This window comes from Pseudomonas sp. 210_17 TE3656 (assembly GCF_054821965.1).
Genome location: NZ_JBTRBC010000001.1, coordinates 3,017,258 through 3,035,974, shown reverse-complemented (window position 1 = coordinate 3,035,974; position 18,717 = coordinate 3,017,258). Strand labels below are relative to the sequence as shown.

Below are 18,717 nucleotides of genomic sequence, written 5' to 3'. Positions count from 1 at the left end.
GGGGGCAGGCTCCCCCTGTGGGAGCGGGCTTGCCCCGCGAAAAATTCCCGGATCAGTATTCAATACGCACGTCGCCCTTGGGCACGCTGCAGCACGACAGGATATAGCCTTCGGCGACGTCATCATCGGTGATGCCGCCGTTGTGCTCCATCTCCACCTCGCCGCCCAGCTTGAGCACCTTGCAGGTGCCGCAGATGCCCATGCCGCAGGCCTTGGGAATCATCAGGCCAAGCTTGGCCGCCGCGGCATGCACCGTCTCACCCGGCGCCACACGAATACTCTTGCCGGCGGCGGTGAACTCCACCTGATGCAGGTCGGCATTGTCCACTTCCGGGGCGTCGGCCGCTTGCTCGGCGAGCTCGACGGCATCGGCCTTGACCTCGGCCGGGGTCGCGCCGAACGACTCCTCATGGTATCGGTTCATGTCATAGCCGCTGCCCTCAAGCAGACGCTTGACCGCATGCATGTACGGGGTCGGGCCGCAGCAGAAGATTTCCCGTTCCATGTAGTCCGGAGCAATCAGCTCCATCAACTTCTGGTTCAGGTAGCCGCGATAGCCCGCCCAGGGCTCGCCCAGGCCGTGCTTCTCACAAATGATGTGCAGGCTGAAGTTGTCGATCCGCGACGCCATGTGCTCCAGCTCGCGGTGATAGATGATGTCTTTCGGCGAGCGCGCGCTGTGCACAAACACCATGTCGACATTGCCGTTGGTGTCGTAGAACCAGCGGGCCATGGACATCACCGGGGTGATGCCGACGCCGCCACTGAGGTACAGCACCTTGGGGCTGGGGAAGTCAATGGCGTTGAACAGCCCGACCGGCCCATGCACCGCCAGCTCCTGGCCTTCGTGCAGGGTGTCGTGCAGCCAGTTGGAGACCTTGCCGCCCGGCACCCGTTTGATCGTCACCGAGAAGCTGTAAGGCACCGAAGGCGAGCTGGAGATGGTGTACGAGCGCATGATCGGCTCGCCGTCGATCTCCAGCTCCAGGGTGACGAACTGCCCGGGCTTGAAGAAGAACATGATCGGCTGGTCGGCCATGAAACAGAAGGTGCGCACATCCCAGGTTTCCTGGATCACCTTGACGCAACGGACGATGTGGCGGCCGTTGGCCCAGGTCTGGGTGCTGACCGGATTGAGGAAATTGGACATGCTCGTCTCCACGGCCGACTGCGGCCTGATGCTTGCGATTCTGCTCAAGCTGCACGGCAGACACATTCCTATCCGCGACATCGGCGTGCTTATCGCGACCAGCCCCCTGCGACAAGGGCTGGCGCGTCGGAAACGGATCTGATCATGTCGCCCATGGATATGGATCGCCGCAGCTTCAATCGCACACTCCATCGCAAATGATCCTGCTGTAATTCAGCCTTGCGTCGCCATAACAATGATTAGCCACTTTCACCGGCCACAAGCACCGGCCATGAGGACCTGAACGATGGACGTCACCGCAACTTTGAGTCTGGGCGATCCACTGGAACCTGCGCGCAAGGCGACTGCCGAGATGCTGCAGAGCCGCGAGCGCACCTTCTCGCTGCCACAGCCGTTCTATAGCGACGAACGCCTGTTCCAGATCGATATGGAAGAAATTTTCCAGAAGGAATGGCTGATCGCCGGGATGACCTGTGAAATCCCGGCCAAGGGCAACTTCCTCACCCTGCAGATCGGCAAGAACCCGATCCTCGTGGTGCGCGGTGCTGAAGGCCAGGTGCATGCCTTCCATAACGTCTGTCGTCACCGTGGTTCGCGGCTGTGCACCAGCGACAAGGGCAAGGTGGCGAAACTGGTCTGCCATTACCACCAGTGGACCTACGAGCTCGATGGCCGCCTGCTGTTCGCCGGCACCGAGATGGGCGCCGACTTCGACATGAAGCAGTACGGGCTCAAACCGGTCAACGTCAAGACCGCTGGCGGCTACATCTTCATCAGCCTGGCCGAGAATCCACCGGCGATCGACGACTTTCTTTCCACCCTGGCTCACTACATGGAGCCCTACGACATGGAAAACACCAAGGTGGCGGTGCAAACCACTTTGATGGAAAAGGCCAACTGGAAGCTGGTGCTGGAAAACAACCGCGAGTGCTACCACTGCAGCGGTTCGCACCCGGAGCTGCTGAAAACCCTGCTGGAATGGGACGACGTCACCGACCCGCGCGCCGACCAGGCCTTCAAAGATCACGTCGCCGCCTCGGCTGCGGCCTGGGACGCCGAGAAGATTCCGTATGCCCACGCCAGCTTCGGCCTGCGCAACCGCATCGTGCGCATGCCGCTGCTCAAGGGCACGGTGTCGATGACCCTGGACGGCAAGCAGGGCTGCCAGAAGCTGATGGGCCGGATCAAGAACCCGGACCTCGGTTCGATGCGCATCCTGCACCTGCCGCACTCGTGGAACCACTGCATGGGCGATCACATGATCGTCTTCACCGTGTGGCCGATCAGTGCCCAGGAAACCATGGTCACCACCAAGTGGCTGGTGCACAAGGATGCGGTCGAGGGTGTGGATTACGACCCGCAGCGCATGCGCCAGGTGTGGGATGCCACCAATGACCAGGACCGGCGCCTGGCCGAGGAGAACCAGCGCGGGATCAACTCCACGGCGTATCAGCCTGGGCCGTATTCCAAGACCTATGAGTTCGGGGTGGTGAACTTCGTTGACTGGTACAGCGAGCGTATGTTGAACAACCTGGGGGCGGCGCCTGCGCCTTATCTCAAGGGTGTGGCTGTGCAGTAAAGTCTGATCGCGGGGCAAGCCCGCTCCCACCGGGATGGTGAAAACCGGTGGGAGCGGGCTTGCCCCGCGATGCTCTGCTCAAACTTTAACCACCTCCCGCAATCCCCCGGCCCCACTGGGCCCCTGCACACAGCAAACACTTTATCCACAGGGCAGCCCACAGCTAATGTGGGCAAGTCATTGTTTTTCCCTGCAAAAAATATTGATCAATATTTGATCAAATCTCTACAAGCCTTTAAAAACAAGGCTCACAGCAGAAGGCGAACACCTTATCCACAGAGACGCCAACAGACTTTGTGTGCAAAAGTCCCAAGCGTGGAAAACCGTTGTGGATAACGCCTCAAATGGCCCAGATGCACGGCATTGGCTAAGGCAAACAGGCGAATTGGGTGTTTTTTGATCAACCTCGTGAAACCCTTGCCACACGGGGCTCTCCGCCATGGGCAAACATATTATCCACAGACCCGCCAACAGCGATTGTGGGCAATATCAACCAAGGCGGTGAGAGAAAAGCCCGAAAAATCCGTCACTTAGCCTGATCATTTTTTGACCATAACGCCGAAAGGCACGCCATGCGTGCCTTCCAGCGATACACAAACACTTTATCCACAGATCGGCCAACAGACTTTGTGAGCAACTGCTCAGCGCAGCACACCCTCTTCCACCAGCAGTTTGAGGATGGCTTCGGCACCGGCTTGCGGGCTGACATCCTTGAGCACTTGTCCACCGCCACCGCTGGCCTTGGCCGTGGCCGCTTTCATGCGATCGGCACCGCTCTTGGCCTTGATCACTTTCAAGCGTTTGGGACGCGGTTTGGCCGGCTGCAGTTCGGCGCTTGTGAATAACTCGTCTTCGACAATCTGTACCTGGCGGGCAGCCAACACACCGCGTCGTGCCGGGCCAAAAGCGCTTTGGCGCGGCTTGGGTGCGGCGTTATCCACCGTTGCCAGCAGCGGCAAGCGCACCTTGAGCCGGCGCCGCTGGCCGCGTGGCAGCGCCTGCAGCACCTGGGCCACGCCATTGTGGATAGATTCCACCTCGGCCAGGCCCACCACCAGCGGCCAGCCCAGACGCTCGGCCAGCAGGAACGGCAGCATGCCAGAGCCTTCACCGGTTTCCGCCTGGCTCCCGGTCAGCACCAGCTGGGCACCGGCATCGCGCAGGTAATCGCCGAGTACCCCGAGGGCATCGGCGCCCGACGGTTGCTCTAGTACATCCAGTTGCTCCAGGCCCATGCCCAGATAGGCGCGCAACGCCGGCTCCTGAGGATCGCCAGCATGCAGCACCTGCAAGTTATCCCCAGCCAGTTGCAGGCCCAGCTCCACTGCCCGTGCGTCCTGCTCGGCACGCCGGGTGCGGCCGGAGCTGGGGTGAGCACCGATCGAAACCAGACTGATGACCTTGGTGTTCATAGTTGTCCCCTGCCCTTATGCCGCGTCGCGCTTGGCGTCGTTGCGATAGTTTTCCACAGCCTCGATCAGCGCCTGGAGGATCGCCGCACTGTCGCCGATGACCGACAGATCGGCACGTTTGATCATGTCGCAGCCAGGGTCCATGTTGATCGCCACCACCTTGTCACAGGCGCCAATGCCCTGCAGGTGCTGGATCGCCCCGGAGATACCCACAGCCACATAGACCCGTGCGGTCACCCAGGTGCCGGTGGCCCCCACTTGCCGATTGCGCGGCATGAAGCCGTCATCCACCGCCACCCGCGACGCGCCCTCGGTTGCGCCGAGGGCCACGGTGGCGCGGTGGAACAGCTCCCAGTCCTTGACCCCGTTGCCGCCGGACACAATGAACTCGGCTTCGGCCATGGCAATCGCGGCCGGGTCGACAGCCACCGGGCCGAGGTCTTCGATACGTGGCAGGCTGCGCGCCGCGCTTGTGGATAACTGCTCAGGCAAGGCTTCGTGACGCGTTTCACTGACCGGCTCGGCGCATTCGGCTGCGGCCAGGATCAAGCGTGGCAGCCCGCGAATCAGGTCCTGCTGACCAGCACCGGCGCGGCCACTGCATTGCCCGTCCTTGACCTGCCAGACCCGCGTAGCCGGGCGTTCATTGATCGCCGCGGCAAAACGCCGGCCCAGCTCACCGCCACCGGTGCGGCTGTCGGGCAGCAGCCAATGGCGCGGGTTGAACTGGTTATCCACAGCGCGCAGGCCCTGCACCAGTTGCTCCGGTGCATAACCGTCGAATTCATCCCCCTCGATGACCAGCAAGCGATCAACACCGGCTGTGGAAAAGTTGTTTTCCTTGTGCTCGCCAAACACCACGGCCAATACCGCGCCGTCACTCCCGGCCAGGCTATGGGCCAGGCCGAGCAGGTCGCGGTCGTGGCTGCCCAGGCGGCCACCGACCATGTCCGGGACCACGGCGATGTAGAACGCCGGTTGCAGTACTTGATGCAACGGCAACTCCACCACCGCCGCCGCACTGCGCTTGTTGCTGGTGCCCTGCTGGGCGCCACTGCGGTCGATGCGTTTGATACCGTTGGGGCCGATAAAGCCGACGCCATGGGGGGTCTTGCGGATGACCCCGTTGGGGCCCATCCAGCTGTGCTGCTGACCCTGTTGCATGGCCGCGTGCAGCGGGTGCAGGCGGTTGCGGGCAATCCACTCGGCGCGCGGATCACGGCGAATAATGTCGCTCATCAGTGCACCTCCGCAGGTTCACGCTTTGCTGGGGCAGGTTTACTCGCCGGGGCCTGTTCTTCGAGCAGGGCATCGGCAACCAGCTCAGCCAGGTCCTTGATCAATGGCCGCGGTTCGACCACACCTTCGAGCATTGCCGTGCACTGCGGACAACCCACGGCCACCAGCTCGGCGGCGGTCTCGCGGATATCGTCCATGCGCATGTCGGGAATCCGCTGCTTGCCGGGAATATCGGTGATCGGCGCACCGCCGCCGCCGCCACAGCAACGCGAGCGGAAGCCCGAACGCTGCATCTCCTTCACTTCGATGCCCAGGGCCCGCAGTACTTCACGCGGTGCCTCGTACTCACCATTGTAACGGCCCAGGTAGCACGGGTCGTGATAGGTGACGCTGCCGCCCTTGTGCTGCCCAAGATTCAGCGCACCCGCGCCGATCAGCTCGGCAATGTAGGTGCTGTGGTGTTGCACCCGATACTCGCCGCCGAAGGCGCCATATTCGTTCTTGAGCACATGGAAGCTGTGCGGATCGCAGGTAACGATGCGCTTGAAGCTGTACTTGGCCATGGTCTGGATATTGCGTTTGGCCAATTGCTGGAAGGTCGCTTCATCGCCCAGGCGCCGGGCCACATCACCACTGTCGCGCTCTTCAAGACCAAGCACGGCAAAGTCCACCTGAGCCGCTTTCAGCACTTTGACGAAGGCGCGCAGGGTGCGCTGGTTGCGCATGTCGAAGGCGCCGTCACCGACCCAGAACAGCACGTCTGTGGTTTTGGTATCGCTGAGCAGGCTCAGGTTGAGGTCCGCGGCCCAGTTCATCCGCCCGCCCGGGGCAAAGCCGCCCGGGTTGTCGGTGGCGATCAGGTTATCCAGTACCTCGGCGCCCTTGTTTGGCGTGGCGCCCTTTTCCAGGGTCAGGTGACGACGCATGTCGACGATGGCATCGACGTGCTCGATCATCATCGGGCACTCCTCCACGCAGGCGCGGCAGGTGGTGCACGACCACAGGGTTTCAGCATCGACCAGACCATTGACGATTGGCTGGTGCGGGTTGCCGCCGTGCTCGCCGATTGGCTTGCCGGGGTACGGGCTACCGGCGAACTTGGCATCGGTGCCGCCGGCCAGGCCGACGACCATGTCCTGAATGAGTTTTTTCGGGTTCAGCGGCTGTCCGGCAGCAAAGGCCGGGCACGCGGCTTCGCACTTGCCGCATTGCACGCAGGCATCGAAGCCGAGTAACTGGTTCCAGGTGAAGTCCTTGGGTTTCTCGACGCCCAGCAATGCCTGCGGATCTTCCAGGTCCAGCGGTTTGAGCCCGGTGGAACGGCCACCACCGAAGCGTTCGGCACGGCGGTGCCAGGCCAGGTGCAGGGCCCCGGCAAAGGCGTGCTTCATCGGCCCGCCCCAGGTCATGCCGAAGAACAGCTCGGACACACCCCAGAGCACGCCAAGGCCGAGCAAGGCCACCAGCAGCCAACCGCCAAAGCCTTCGGGAAGGATGCCGGCCACCGGCAAGGTGGCAATGAAGAAGCTGCCGGCGAACACCAGCAGGCTTTTCGGCAGGCGCATCCACGGCCCTTTCGACAGGCGCGAAGGCGGGTTGAGCCGGCGTTTGTAAACGAACAGCGCACCGCCAAACATCAGCACCGTGGCCAGCAGCAAGGCATAACCAAGGATCTTGTTGTGCAGGCCAAAGCCGTGCACCAAGATCGCCAGCACCGCAGCCAGCACAAAGCCACCGGCGGTGGCGACGTGGGTGTTGGCCATGTATTTGTCACGGGCGACCACGTGGTGCAGGTCGACCATATAGCGCCGCGGCATGGCCAGCAGGCCGCCGAACAGATCGACCTTGGACGGCCGGCCTTGGCGCCACATCCGCACGCGTCGCAGCGCGCCGAGGACGGCGAGGCCCAGGGCGGCGAACAGGAGGATGGGGATCAGGGTGTTCAACATGGGAAGCTCCCACAGCAATCGTGCTTTGGAAATGACACTGTGGGAGCGGGCTTGCCCCGCGATAGCGGTATGTCAGATACAGCGCTATCGCGGGGCAAGCCCGCTCCCACAGAGGTCGATCAGAAGTCCTTGCACAGGCGCAAGGCGTCGTAGATCGCCGCATGGGTGTTGCGCTGGGCCACGCAGTCACCGATGCGATAAAGCAAATAGCCTTCGCCCGCTTGACTGAGGATCGGCTGCGGCTGGATCGCGAACAGCGCCTCGACATCGATCTGGCCCTTGTTGCGCGAACCCTCCTTGAGCCCGTAATAGAGGGCTTCATCAGGCCGCACGCCGTTCTCGATCACCACTTGGTCGACCACCCGCTCCTCTTTGGCGCCGGTGTATTCGTTCTCCAACACCGCCACCAGCTTGTCGCCCTCGCGGTAGACCTTTTCCAGCGCCAGGTCGCCGGTCATGATCACTTCCTTGGGGTACATGCTGCGGTAGTAGGTCGGGAACGACGTACCACCGATGGCCACGCCCGGCTTGATGTCGTCGGTGACGATCTCGACCTGGCTGCCTTTGTCGGCGAGGTAATCGGCCACCGACATCCCGGTGAACTCGCAAATGGTGTCGTAGACCAGCACGTTCTTGCCCGGCGCCACCTTGCCGTCGAGCACATCCCAGCTGCTGACCACCAGGCCTTCGGCAGCGCCCCAGTGTTCGTTCTGCTCGAGGAACGGATGACCGCCCACCGCCAGCACGATCACATCCGGACGCAGGTCCTTGATGGTGTCGATATCCGCGGCGGTGCCCAGACGCAGGTCGACCTTCAGGCGCGCCAGCTCAAGTTGATACCAGCGGGTAATACCGGCGATCTGATCGCGTTGCGGGGCCTTGGCGGCGATGCTTATCTGCCCGCCAATGGCGTCCTTTTTCTCGAACAGAGTGACGTCGTGACCACGCTCGGCCGATACCCGCGCCGCTTCCATCCCGGCAGGGCCGGCGCCAACCACCACTACCTTGCGTTTGGACCCGGTGGTTTTTTCGATGATGTGCGGCACCCCCATGTACTCACGAGAAGTCGCGGCGTTCTGGATGCACAACACATCCAGGCCCTGGTACTGACGATCGATGCAATAGTTGGCACCGACGCACTGTTTGATCTGATCGACCTGGCCCATTTTGATCTTGGCGATCAGGTGCGGGTCGGCGATGTGCGCACGGGTCATGCCGACCATGTCGACATAACCGCCTTCAAGGATGCGCGTGGCCTGGTTCGGGTCCTTGATGTTCTGCGCGTGCAGCACCGGAACCTTGACCACTTCCTTGATCCCGGCCGCCAGGTGCAGGAACGGCTCCGGTGGATAACTCATGTTGGGGATAACGTTGGCCAGGGTGTTGTGGGTATCGCAGCCCGAACCGATCACCCCGAAGAAGTCGAGCATGCCGGTGGCGTCGTAGTACTTGGCGATTTCCTTCATGTCCTCGTGGCTGAGGCCATCGGGGTGGAATTCGTCACCGCAGATGCGCATGCCGACGCAGAAATCCGGACCGACCTCCGCACGCACGGCCTTGAGCACTTCCAGGCCGAACTTCATGCGGCCCTCGAAGCTGCCGCCCCATTCGTCGGTACGTTTGTTGACCCGCGGGCTCCAGAACTGGTCGATCATGTGCTGGTGCACCGCCGACAGCTCGACGCCATCCAAGCCGCCTTCTTTGGCACGGCGCGCGGCTTGCGCGTAGTTGCCGATCACCCGCCAGATTTCCTCCGGCTCAATGGTCTTGCAGGTCGCGCGGTGTACCGGTTCACGGATGCCCGAGGGCGACATCAGGGTTGGCCAGTTGAAACCGTCCCAGCGCGAGCGGCGGCCCATGTGGGTAATCTGGATCATGATCTTGGCGCCGTGCTTGTGCATGGCGTCGGCCAGGTTCTGGAAGTGCGGGATGATCCGGTCGGTCGACAGGTTCACCGAGGCCCACCATTCCTGCGGGCTGTCGATGGCCACCACCGAGGAGCCGCCACAGATCGCCAGGCCCAGGCCACCCTTGGCCTTCTCTTCGTAGTATTTGATGTAGCGCGCGGTAGTCATGCCGCCGTCGGTGGCGTAGACCTCGGCGTGCGCAGTACTCAGGACCCGGTTGCGGATAGTCAGTTTGCCGATCTGGATCGGCTGGAACATTGCTTCGAAAGCCATGGCGGGATCCTCGACTTACAGCGGCTTGACGATGAACAGGCCGTCGTCGTGGCCTTCTTCCGAACCGCCGTAGACCTGCTCGGCGACCGTACGGATGGAACTGCCGCGAGCGGCAAGGATCTGGTCCATGGCCCCGGCGAACCAGCCGGTGAACATGTAGTCGACCTTGCGCCCGACCTTGCCGTACACATAGACGAATGCCGAGTGCTCAAGCTTGACGCTGGCAGTGCCTTTTTCCAGGTCGATGTCCTGGATCTTGAACAGGCCCCAGCCGCGTTGCGACAGGCGTTTCATGTAGTGCTCGAACACCGCCACACCTTCCAGGCCGTGACATTCAGCCTCTTTCTCGCACCAGTGCCAGGCGGACTTGTAGCCGGCTTTGTAAAGGATTTCGGCATAGGCTTCAGCGCCCAGCACTTCCTCGATACCCATGTGGTTGTTAACGAAGAAATGCCGCGGCACGTACAGCATCGGCAGGGCATCGCTGGTCCAGACACCGGTCTCGCTGTCGACTTCGATAGGCAATTGCGGGGCGATCTTGGCCATGGAAACTGAACTCCAGAAAATTTGGTTGGCTGCCCCTGCGCCGGTGGCAGGGGTCGGAAGACGGTTACTGGCGGCTTATTCGCCCCAAACGTCTTTGAGGACGTTGACCCAGTTTTCACCCATGATCTTGCGCACCACGCGCTCGCTGTGCCCGCGCTTGAGCAAGGTTTCAGTGAGGTTGGGGAACTCGCCCACGGTGCGGATGCCCAGCGGGTTGATGATCTTGCCGAAGTTGGTCAGGCGCCGGGCGTAGCCCTTGTCGTGGGTCAGGTACTCGAAGAAGTCCTGGCCATGGCCCTGGGTGAAGTCGGTGCCGATACCGATGGCGTCTTCGCCAACGATGTTCATGGTGTATTCAATGGCTTCGGCGTAGTCGTCGATGGTCGAGTCGATGCCTTTGGCCAGGAACGGGGCGAACATGGTCACGCCGACAAAGCCGCCATGGTCGGCGATGAATTTCAGCTCTTCATCGGACTTGTTGCGCGGGTGCTCCTTGAGCCCGGAGGGCAGGCAGTGCGAGTAGCACACCGGCTTTTTCGATTCGAGGATGACTTCTTCGGAAGTCTTGGAACCGACATGGGACAGGTCGCACATGACCCCGGCACGGTTCATTTCCGCGACGATCTCACGACCGAAGCCCGACAGGCCGCCGTCGCGCTCGTAGCAACCGGTACCGACCAGGTTCTGGGTGTTGTAGCACATCTGCACGATACCGACGCCAAGCTGCTTGAACACCTCGACATAGCCGATCTGGTCTTCATAGGCATGGGCGTTCTGGAAGCCGAAGAGGATGCCGGTCTTGCCCAGCTCCTTGGCCTTGCGGATGTCGGCGGTGGTGCGCACCGGCATTACCAGGTCGGCGTTCTCGCGAATCAGTTTCTGGCTGGCGGCAATGTTGTTGACCGTGGCCTGGAAGCCTTCCCAGACCGACACTGTGCAGTTGGCTGCGGTCAGGCCGCCCTTGCGCATGTCTTCGAACAGCTCGCGGTTCCATTTGGCAATGATCAGCCCGTCGATAACGATGCTGTCGGCGTGTAATTCGGCTGGGCTCATCAGGCTGTCCCCTTTATTGGCATTACCTGCGCCGAATCGTCTGCCGGCGCTTTGGGGCCAGCATATGCCTGCTCGACAGGTGAACCAGATGCAAAAACGACAGGGGGTTTACCGAAAGCGTCAAAGGCTTCACTAGCAGACGCTTTCAAACGCTTCCCTTGGAGGAACTCACTCCTGCTCGATTGGCTGTCAGCTGCCTGCCATCGTTGACCCTCCGACAACGAACGGATAGCCCAAGGAATTACCATGTACCAATCAGAAGTAAATCAATACTTTTCCGAAATCATCCTGCGACCGCAGAGCCGCACGCGCTCCGCGATCAGCTCGTTCGCCTCGTTGCCTGGCGACATCATCGAACCCGGCAAGGAAAACGGTGCAGTCATCGGTGAGGCGGTCATAGGCATGACCGACCGCCTGTCCCCACAAAATGCAACTGACGTCATGAACTGTGTTTCATTGGCCCAACAGATTGCGGATAAACGATTCCAGAAAGAGACCAATTTGCGCGGCTGGACCGACGAATACTACAAAGCACTGAAGATGATGGGCTGGAACACGATCAACTATGCCCGGCAACAGTATTCGCCTTCCGCCACCTCGTTTTCCATGGAAAAAGTCGCACTGGACATCATTCGCGCAGCCGCCGGCGGTGCCCAGGAGTTCGTCACAATCGCAGAAAAAGCACTGATCGCCACAGACGAAAATGGCAAAGCTCTTAGTCTTCTGGAAAACAACAGCGCTTCCGAAAGTTATGCAACTTTCCAGACGCTGCCCTGCACCGAAACGGGTGGCGGCACGCCTTCGATGATCTTGATGAGCATCGATTTCAAGAAAGCCGTAAAGACCAGAAAAGTGCTGTTCTGGACGTTTCAAAAAACCCAGGTAGATATCTATCGCGCGGCGGCGAAGTTTGAGCTGAACGTGGCTCATTACGCCAAGCAACGCAATCGGCTTGAAGAAATCCTGGGTAAAGGCGCAGAGGATTACTTCGCCGACATCGAGCTCTGAAGAGGACCAGCGCCGGCCGCGTCGCGGCCGACGCATTGATCGTTGAGGATAAAACAGAATGCACAGTTCCTACGACATTTACATCAATGGGGCGCAACTCGTACTGATCGACACACGCCTTCCAACGGGCGAGAAGCAGGACATCCTGCAGTCAAGCCTGTTGGCTCAGTTGACCTCAAACAAAGCCCCACACGCCACGGTGGGTGAATGGCGACACCAATACGGCATCGGACTTTCACGTATGCACTGGCTGCGCACTGCGACGGCCACTGAGAGCCTCCCCTTGCCAAACAAGACGTTTACACTGCTCGAATTGCTGCGCAACACCCTGGCAGTGCCGCCATTCAAGAAGGAGGTGCTTACCGCCTTCGACCAGCTCACCAATTCGCTGAACGAAAGCGCCAGGTTGGCACTGCAGGCTGCCGTCGGCAAAACCACCGATGCTGCACAGCGAAAAGGCGTGTGGATTGAGCTCCTCGTGGTGCGAAGTGCCACCAACCTGTTTGCCCGCAATCTGACACTTGAGAACATCGAATGTCCGTCAGGTGAGGACTGGTTGAACCACAAGCTGAACAGCCCTGGAATGGCTGAAAACTATCTTGTCCAGACCAACGGATTCCAGCTCAAAGCCGATTACGCCAAAATCAGAACAAAGGTGCAGAACGTGCTGGAGCATAGGCCGGAAAAAATGACAGTTCCAGTGCTTGCTGCCCCGGACGAACCTGACAACCTGCTGGTGCCGGACAGGGACTGACACAAGCCGGCGTGGCGCCCGTGAGGCTTCATGACAAATGTCGAGTAACGCTGTTCAAGGTTATGGCGCTGAGCGAGAATCGGCACCCATGTTCCCTGGAGAGGATGACTGCATGAGAACGATGGTATGGCTGGTCCTGGCGGCCCTGGCCTTTGGTGCCCACGCCAGTGAAGAAGACAGTACGCCGTGCGACAACGTCGAGACCGACCAGCAGAACTACGACTGCGCGCTGTTCAGCCGCACCACCGCCGAACGTGAGCTCGAGGCCGCGTTTAGCGACCTGCTGGATCGCATCAAGGAACAGTATGCCGGGCAGGACGCGAAGATCAGTGAGGTCAGCAAGCGTTTGAACGCCGCCGAAACCTTGTGGAAACAACTGCGCGATGCCGATTGCAAGGTGGAAACCTTCGACGAAAAACCGGGCAAGACCTTCGACGCGGCCCTGAATACCTGCCTGGCCCAACGTAGCGACGATCGCTCCGAATACCTGCAGTCCCTGGGTCTGCAAAACTCCGATTGAGAACAGCATGAAAATCTGCGGAATTGAAATCAAAGGCAGCGAAGCGCTGCTCGCCGTCGCCACGCTGGACGGCGCAAGCCCGGTGCATGTTGCCCTGGCGACGAAAAAGATCGGTCTGGAAGACGATGAGCAGGCGGACAACGTCAAAGCCTTCGCCAGCCAGGCCCGACAGTTCATCGCTGAACACGGCATCAGCCACCTGGCAATCAAGAAGCGCAGCAAGAAAGGTGATTTCGCCGGCGGCCCGACCACCTTCAAGATCGAAGGCGTGCTGCAGTTGCTGGACAATTGTGAAGTGGAGCTGGTTTCACCACAGACCGTCAGCGCTCAGGCCAAGAAGCACAACATCGAGCTGCCCGCTTCGTTGAACAAATACCAGCACGAAGCCTTCAAGAGCGCTTGCGCGGTGTTGCTCAAGCGCCGCTGAGGTTTACGGTTCGAGCCTTGCGATCCTCCCGGGGACAACGCTCGAAACGCCCCCGGTAGCAGCGGGTGAAGTACGACGCTGATTCGAAACCGCAGGCAATACTCACCTCCAGCACGCTCATGTCGGTCTGGCGCAACAGTTGCCGCGCCTTGTCCAGCCGCAAGCGCAGGTAGAAGCCGCTGAGGGTGTCGTGCAGGTACAGGCGGAACAGGCGCTCCAGCTGACGCCGGGTAACCTGCACCGACTCGGCCAGCACCAGGGTGTTGAGCGGTTGCTCGGTGTTGCGCTCCATCTCGCCGATCACCTGCACCAGCTTCTTGTTGCTGATGCCGTAGCGTGAGGCGATCTGCATGCGCTGGTCATTCATGGGCACCTTCCTCACCTACACCCTGGCCGGTGGCGATGCCGGCATGCGCCACTTCATGGCGCAGTTCGGCCCGGCGCTACAACTGCCGTGGACCTACCTGCCAGCGCCGGAGCTGACTGACGGCTTGATCGACGCTGTAGTCGAAGGCACCAGCGAACAGTTGGGCGAACGCAGCATCAGCGCGCTGGAACGCTATCGTGATGATTGCCTGCTGGCCGTACTGGAGGCAGTAAAAACCACCAAGGCCAAGCATGGCATGGCCTTCAGCGACTGAACGGAGCCCTCGGATGCCGACACTGATCACCTATCAAACCCCGGTCCAGGCGGACTGGGTCGATTACAACGGGCATCTGCGCGATGCCTTCTATCTACTGATCTTCAGTTACGCCACCGATGCCTTCATGGACCGTATCGGCCTCGATAGCGACAACCGCAGCGCCAGTGGCAACTCGCTGTTTACCCTGGAATGCCACCTGAACTACCTGCATGAGGTAAAACTGGGTGCCCAGGTATGGGTGCAGACGCAGGTGATCGGTTTTGATCGCAAGCGCTTGCACCTGTATCACAGCCTGCACCGTGAAGGTTTTGCCGAGGCGTTGGCAGCCAGCGAGCAGATGTTGCTGCATGTAGACCTGGCCGGGCCACGCTCTGCGCCGTTTGCGCCAGAGGTCGCCGCGCGTTTGCAGGGGATTGTTGATGAGCAGGTTGACCTGCCAGCAGCTGAGTTTGTTGGACGAGTGATTGGGTTGTCAGGTTGATTTACCCGAAAACGACCTGTTCTTAGGTAAAGCAGCCATTACGTCATTCTGTCCTTGCCGCCCTGCACCTGTGCCCACAGAATCGACTGACGATCACACCTGCAAACAAGGACAACAACCATGATGCATGCGGATTTGATTGATCAAGACGACCTGCTGGGCCAGTTGCGCGCCCTGGGTTTCGAGATGCCGGCCGACGCCAGCGCCGAACAGGCCTGCGAATATGCAGTGCGGGGTTTGAGTGAACCGCGGGCCAAAGCCCTGAAGGGCATGGTTGAGCAGATGTACACCGGCAATGCGACCATCCTGCCCGCTGTGCGTCAGGCAATCGAAAAGCAGCTTTTGCCGGCGTTGGCGCAGTTCAAGAATCGCTGAAAGGGTGGGAGCGGGCTTGCCCCGCGATTGCGATCTGTCAGTCACATCGCATCGCGGGGCAAGCCCGCTCCCACCGAAGCCTCGCTTAGAGCCTTACACTGGCAAACGTCGATTCATTACGCGCCTGGCTCAACGCCGACATCGGCCCGGCCAGCGGCGACAGCACCAAGGCCTGCGGAATCGGCATCATCGCCACCTGTTGCGCGGTATTGGAACCCACGCGCTCATCACGCGGCGGAATGCCAAAATACTCGCGGTAGCACTTGGAGAAGTGCGGCGTGGAAACAAAGCCGCACACCGACGCCACTTCGATGATCGACATCGGCGTCTGCTTGAGCAGTTGCCGGGCGCGAATCAGGCGCAGCTTCAGGTAGTAGCGCGACGGCGAGCAGTGCAGGTATTTCTGGAACAGGCGCTCAAGCTGGCGACGCGACACCGCGACATACACGGCCAGTTCATCCAGGTCGATCGGCTCTTCCAGGTTGGCTTCCATCAGCGCGACGATTTCCTGCAGCTTCGGCTGGTTGGTGCCGAGCATGTGCTTGAGTGGCACACGCTGGTGATCCTGCTCGTTGCGAATGCGCTCGTAGACGAACATCTCGGAGATCGCTGCCGACAGCTCGCGGCCATGATCACGGCTGATCAGGTGCAGCATCATGTCCAGCGGCGCGGTACCACCGGAGCTGGTGAAGCGGTTACGGTCGAGGGTGAACAACCGGGTACTCATGCTCACCCGCGGGAAAGCTTCCTGCATCGCCGCCAGGCATTCCCAGTGCACGCTGCAATCAAAACCGTCGAGCAAACCGGCGCACGCCAGTGCCCAGCTGCCGGTGCACACTGCACCCAGACGCCGCGACTGGCGGGCCTGGCTCTGCAGCCAGGTCACGTGCTCACGGGTCACGGTGCGCTGAATGCCAATACCGCCGCAGACAATCACGGTGTCCATGGCCGGCGCCTTGTGCATGGCCGCATCCGGGGTGATCTGCAAGCCGTCGCTGGCCCACACCTGACCACCATCCACACTCAAGGTACTCCAGCGGTACAGCTCGCGGCCGGATAGCTGGTTGGCCATGCGCAGCGGTTCGACTGCTGAAGCCAGGGAGATGAGAGTGAAGTTGTCCAGCAGCAGGAAGCCGATGGATTGAGGTGCGCGGTTCTGGGTTGGGGTCCCGGAGTTGTACGACGTCATCGCGGTATCTCCTCACACAATGCAGGGTGCGCCTCAGGCAGGCACGGGCTTTTTTTGTCACGGCCCCGATTCGAATGCAGGGGCTTTGCCAATCACAACGCAATTGCCATGCCTGAAATTGAATGGGCATTCAATAAAACCCAAAAACGACGTCGCGCAGCGTCTAAATCGCCTTTGTTCCGGGCGCCGGTTTTAAACGGGAAAGACCGTGCTAGCGCCGCTGCGTAGGAAACATGAGCAATTCGGTAGCACTTGTGGGAAGGATGCCCAGAAACGACATCGACGATGTGTCACCCCAAGCGCAAATGACCGGGGTGACAGGCGTTTATCGAAGCGCTAGCGAGTGCTGCGCCAAAAGGTGGCATGCATGAGCATTAACGGCGCAGGCCGGGTCAACATTCGATGGCGTTGACCGCCAAGCCACCACGCGAGGTTTCCTTGTATTTGTCATGCATGTCGGCGCCGGTGTCGCGCATGGTGCGGATCACCCGGTCGAGCGAGATGAAGTGCTCACCATCGCCACGCAGCGCCATCTGCGCGGCATTGATTGCCTTCACCGCGGCAATGGCATTGCGTTCGATGCACGGCACCTGAACCAGCCCGCCGACCGGATCACAGGTCAGCCCGAGGTTATGCTCAAGACCGATTTCTGCGGCATTCTCAAGCTGCGCCGGCGTCGCCCCGAGCACTTCGGCAAGCCCCGCCGCCGCCATCGCACAAGCCGAACCGACCTCGCCCTGACAGCCCACTTCGGCACCGGAGATCGACGCGTTTTTCTTGCACAAAATGCCCACCGCCGCCGCCGCCAGGAAGAAGTCGACCACGCAGGCTTCGCTGACTTCATCGCTGAAGCGCATGTAGTAATGCAGCACCGCCGGAATGATCCCGGCCGCGCCATTGGTCGGCGCCGTGACCATGCGCCCACCGGCCGCGTTTTCCTCATTCACCGCCAGCGCGTAAAGGTTGACCCACTCCATGGCGCTCAAGGTCGAGCCGATCACATTGGGCTTGTTCAACTCCTGCAGGCTGCGATGCAGCTTGGCTGCGCGGCGTTTGACGTTGAGCCCACCGGGTAGAATCCCTTCGTATTTCAGACCGTTTTCGACACAGGCCTGCATGGCATGCCAGAGCTTGAGCAAACCGGCGCGAATCTCCGCTTCGCTACGCCAGACCTTCTCGTTTTCCAGCATCAGTTGCGACACGCGCAGGTCGTTTTTCTTGCACAGCTCCAGCAGTTCCACAGCGCTGTTGAAATCGTAGGGGAGCACGGTGTTATCGGCGTCCAGCACACCACTGGCGGCCTGCGCCGCATCCACCACGAAGCCGCCGCCGACCGAGTAATAGGTATCGCGATGCAGCTCGCCCGCCGAGTCTTCAGCGATCAGGGTCATGGCGTTGGGGTGATAAGGCAGGTTCTCGTCGAGCAACAGCATGTCGCGCGCCCAGACAAAACCGACCTGCAGCCGGCCATCGAGCAGCAAGGTGCCGGTTTCACGCAGTGCCGCGATGCGGGGGCCGATTTGCGACGGGTCGATAGCGTCCGGCCACTCGCCCATCAGGCCCATGATGACCGCATTGTCGCTGCCGTGACCGATCCCCGTGGCCGACAACGAGCCGTACAGGCGCACCTCGATGCGGCGCACCTGCTCGAGCTCACCACGTTCACGCAGGCCCTGGACGAACAGCGCCGCGGCCCGCATGGGCCCGACGGTATGAGAGCTGGATGGGCCGACGCCAATCTTGAACAGGTCGAACACACTGATGGCCATGCCACCTACCTCCTGATTGAGCAGCCACCCCCAAGCCAGGCCAAGGGCGTTGCAACTGCTACGCTAAATAGGCGGCAATCCGCCGAATTCGCGCATCATCAGGCTTTTGAGCGGACTTCTGACGTCTACAACCGACGCGTTCTTGCCCAGCAACGCCGCCAGCTGTCACGACCGTTTCTGCGCCGTTTTTTTGCGGTGCAGAAGCAGCAAAACTGCGTTTACGGGGTGGGATAAATCTGTAAACGACCTCATCGACACTGGATACGACCCTGTCTGTACTGGATACGACGCACCCTGTAGGCGTTTGATTTTCGCTGTTAGATGATCGGTATCGACTCGATTGCACGGCACCTGTCCCGCTATCGCCCGATAGTCAGGCCCGACCGAATGCAAACCATAAAGCACGGCGGTCCCGTGGGACATCCGAGAAAAAACATCAGGA

The 18,717-nt window shown here is 60.8% G+C and carries 17 protein-coding genes and 2 pseudogenes; 9 read left to right on the top strand and 10 right to left on the bottom strand.

From position 1 onward, the window contains the following. Positions 1-52: 52 nt before the first annotated feature. On the bottom strand, positions 53-1,150 hold the full coding sequence (gene gbcB / locus ACVI9W_RS14225; protein ID WP_191831301.1) for a glycine-betaine demethylase subunit GbcB: 1,098 nt from the start codon (positions 1,148-1,150) through the stop codon (positions 53-55). On the opposite strand from gbcB, the gene ACVI9W_RS14220 reads away from it, so the two are divergent. Further along, complete coding sequence (locus ACVI9W_RS14220; RefSeq protein ID WP_422418029.1) at positions 1,149-1,292, top strand: hypothetical protein; 144 nt, start codon at positions 1,149-1,151, stop codon at positions 1,290-1,292. The two genes, gbcB and ACVI9W_RS14220, sit on opposite strands and share 2 nt — an antisense overlap. Positions 1,293-1,436: 144 nt before the next feature. Next, on the top strand, positions 1,437-2,729 hold the full coding sequence (gene gbcA, locus ACVI9W_RS14215) for a glycine-betaine demethylase subunit GbcA (protein WP_461530336.1): 1,293 nt from the start codon (positions 1,437-1,439) through the stop codon (positions 2,727-2,729). A 641-nt stretch (positions 2,730-3,370) separates the two neighbouring features. On the opposite strand, the gene etfB is transcribed toward gbcA, so the two are convergent. The 6 genes from etfB to ACVI9W_RS14185 all read right to left on the bottom strand — a co-directional run bounded on the left by etfB (position 3,371) and on the right by ACVI9W_RS14185 (position 11,108). Continuing rightward, entirely contained in the window at positions 3,371-4,141 is a 771-nt protein-coding gene (etfB, locus tag ACVI9W_RS14210; protein WP_038605821.1) for an electron transfer flavoprotein subunit beta, read from the bottom strand. Between the two features lie 15 nt (positions 4,142-4,156). After that, a complete protein-coding gene (etfA, locus tag ACVI9W_RS14205) occupies positions 4,157-5,380 on the bottom strand; it encodes an electron transfer flavoprotein subunit alpha (RefSeq protein ID WP_461530335.1) in 1,224 nt (407 codons plus the stop codon). Further along, a complete protein-coding gene (gene dgcB, locus ACVI9W_RS14200; protein ID WP_461530334.1) occupies positions 5,380-7,329 on the bottom strand; it encodes a dimethylglycine demethylation protein DgcB in 1,950 nt (649 codons plus the stop codon). The genes etfA and dgcB overlap by 1 nt, the downstream gene beginning before the upstream one ends. A gap of 119 nt (positions 7,330-7,448) precedes the next feature. Then, complete coding sequence (gene dgcA, locus ACVI9W_RS14195) at positions 7,449-9,509, bottom strand: dimethylglycine demethylation protein DgcA (RefSeq protein ID WP_461530333.1); 2,061 nt, start codon at positions 9,507-9,509, stop codon at positions 7,449-7,451. Positions 9,510-9,524: 15 nt separating this feature from the next. Further along, positions 9,525-10,055, bottom strand: a complete 531-nt coding sequence (locus ACVI9W_RS14190) for a DUF5943 domain-containing protein (RefSeq protein ID WP_110972473.1) — start codon at positions 10,053-10,055, stop codon at positions 9,525-9,527. A gap of 75 nt (positions 10,056-10,130) precedes the next feature. Then, entirely contained in the window at positions 10,131-11,108 is a 978-nt protein-coding gene (locus ACVI9W_RS14185) for a dipeptidase (RefSeq protein WP_461530332.1), read from the bottom strand. Positions 11,109-11,354: 246 nt separating this feature from the next. Here ACVI9W_RS14185 and ACVI9W_RS14180 point away from each other — a divergent pair, with 246 nt between their 5' ends. From ACVI9W_RS14180 to ACVI9W_RS14165, 4 genes are all read left to right on the top strand, one after another. Beyond that, a complete protein-coding gene (locus ACVI9W_RS14180) occupies positions 11,355-12,116 on the top strand; it encodes a hypothetical protein (RefSeq protein WP_461530331.1) in 762 nt (253 codons plus the stop codon). 58 nt (positions 12,117-12,174) lie between these two features. Beyond that, complete coding sequence (locus tag ACVI9W_RS14175) at positions 12,175-12,870, top strand: hypothetical protein (RefSeq protein WP_461530330.1); 696 nt, start codon at positions 12,175-12,177, stop codon at positions 12,868-12,870. 112 nt (positions 12,871-12,982) lie between these two features. Continuing rightward, complete coding sequence (locus ACVI9W_RS14170) at positions 12,983-13,390, top strand: lysozyme inhibitor LprI family protein (protein ID WP_461530329.1); 408 nt, start codon at positions 12,983-12,985, stop codon at positions 13,388-13,390. 7 nt (positions 13,391-13,397) lie between these two features. After that, the gene (locus ACVI9W_RS14165) at positions 13,398-13,817 is read left to right on the top strand and encodes a DUF3010 family protein (RefSeq protein WP_191831295.1); all 420 of its coding nucleotides are present in this window, start codon (positions 13,398-13,400) and stop codon (positions 13,815-13,817) included. On the opposite strand, the pseudogene ACVI9W_RS14160 reads toward ACVI9W_RS14165, so the two are convergent. After that, positions 13,804-14,175: pseudogene (locus ACVI9W_RS14160) on the bottom strand (helix-turn-helix domain-containing protein); the annotation flags it as partial. The gene ACVI9W_RS14165 and the pseudogene ACVI9W_RS14160 sit on opposite strands and share 14 nt — an antisense overlap. Between ACVI9W_RS14160 and ACVI9W_RS14155 the strand changes: the two are divergent. The 3 genes and pseudogenes from ACVI9W_RS14155 to ACVI9W_RS14145 form a co-directional block, all read left to right on the top strand. Beyond that, positions 14,168-14,458, top strand: a pseudogene (locus tag ACVI9W_RS14155) (L-carnitine dehydrogenase); the annotation flags it as partial. The pseudogenes ACVI9W_RS14160 and ACVI9W_RS14155 overlap by 8 nt on opposite strands. Before the next feature lie 13 nt (positions 14,459-14,471). Next, on the top strand, positions 14,472-14,942 hold the full coding sequence (locus ACVI9W_RS14150; protein ID WP_461530328.1) for a thioesterase family protein: 471 nt from the start codon (positions 14,472-14,474) through the stop codon (positions 14,940-14,942). Positions 14,943-15,062: 120 nt separating this feature from the next. Continuing rightward, complete coding sequence (locus tag ACVI9W_RS14145) at positions 15,063-15,317, top strand: hypothetical protein (RefSeq protein ID WP_038605791.1); 255 nt, start codon at positions 15,063-15,065, stop codon at positions 15,315-15,317. 85 nt (positions 15,318-15,402) lie between these two features. Here the strand turns inward: ACVI9W_RS14145 and gbdR are convergent, their stop codons facing one another. After that, the gene (gene gbdR, locus ACVI9W_RS14140; protein ID WP_038605789.1) at positions 15,403-16,506 is read right to left on the bottom strand and encodes a choline metabolism transcriptional regulator GbdR; all 1,104 of its coding nucleotides are present in this window, start codon (positions 16,504-16,506) and stop codon (positions 15,403-15,405) included. Between the two features lie 392 nt (positions 16,507-16,898). Continuing rightward, positions 16,899-18,275 carry an L-serine ammonia-lyase gene (locus ACVI9W_RS14135; protein ID WP_461530327.1) on the bottom strand — a complete coding sequence of 459 codons (1,377 nt, stop codon included), beginning with the start codon at positions 18,273-18,275 and terminating at the stop codon, positions 16,899-16,901. Positions 18,276-18,717: the final 442 nt, after the last annotated feature.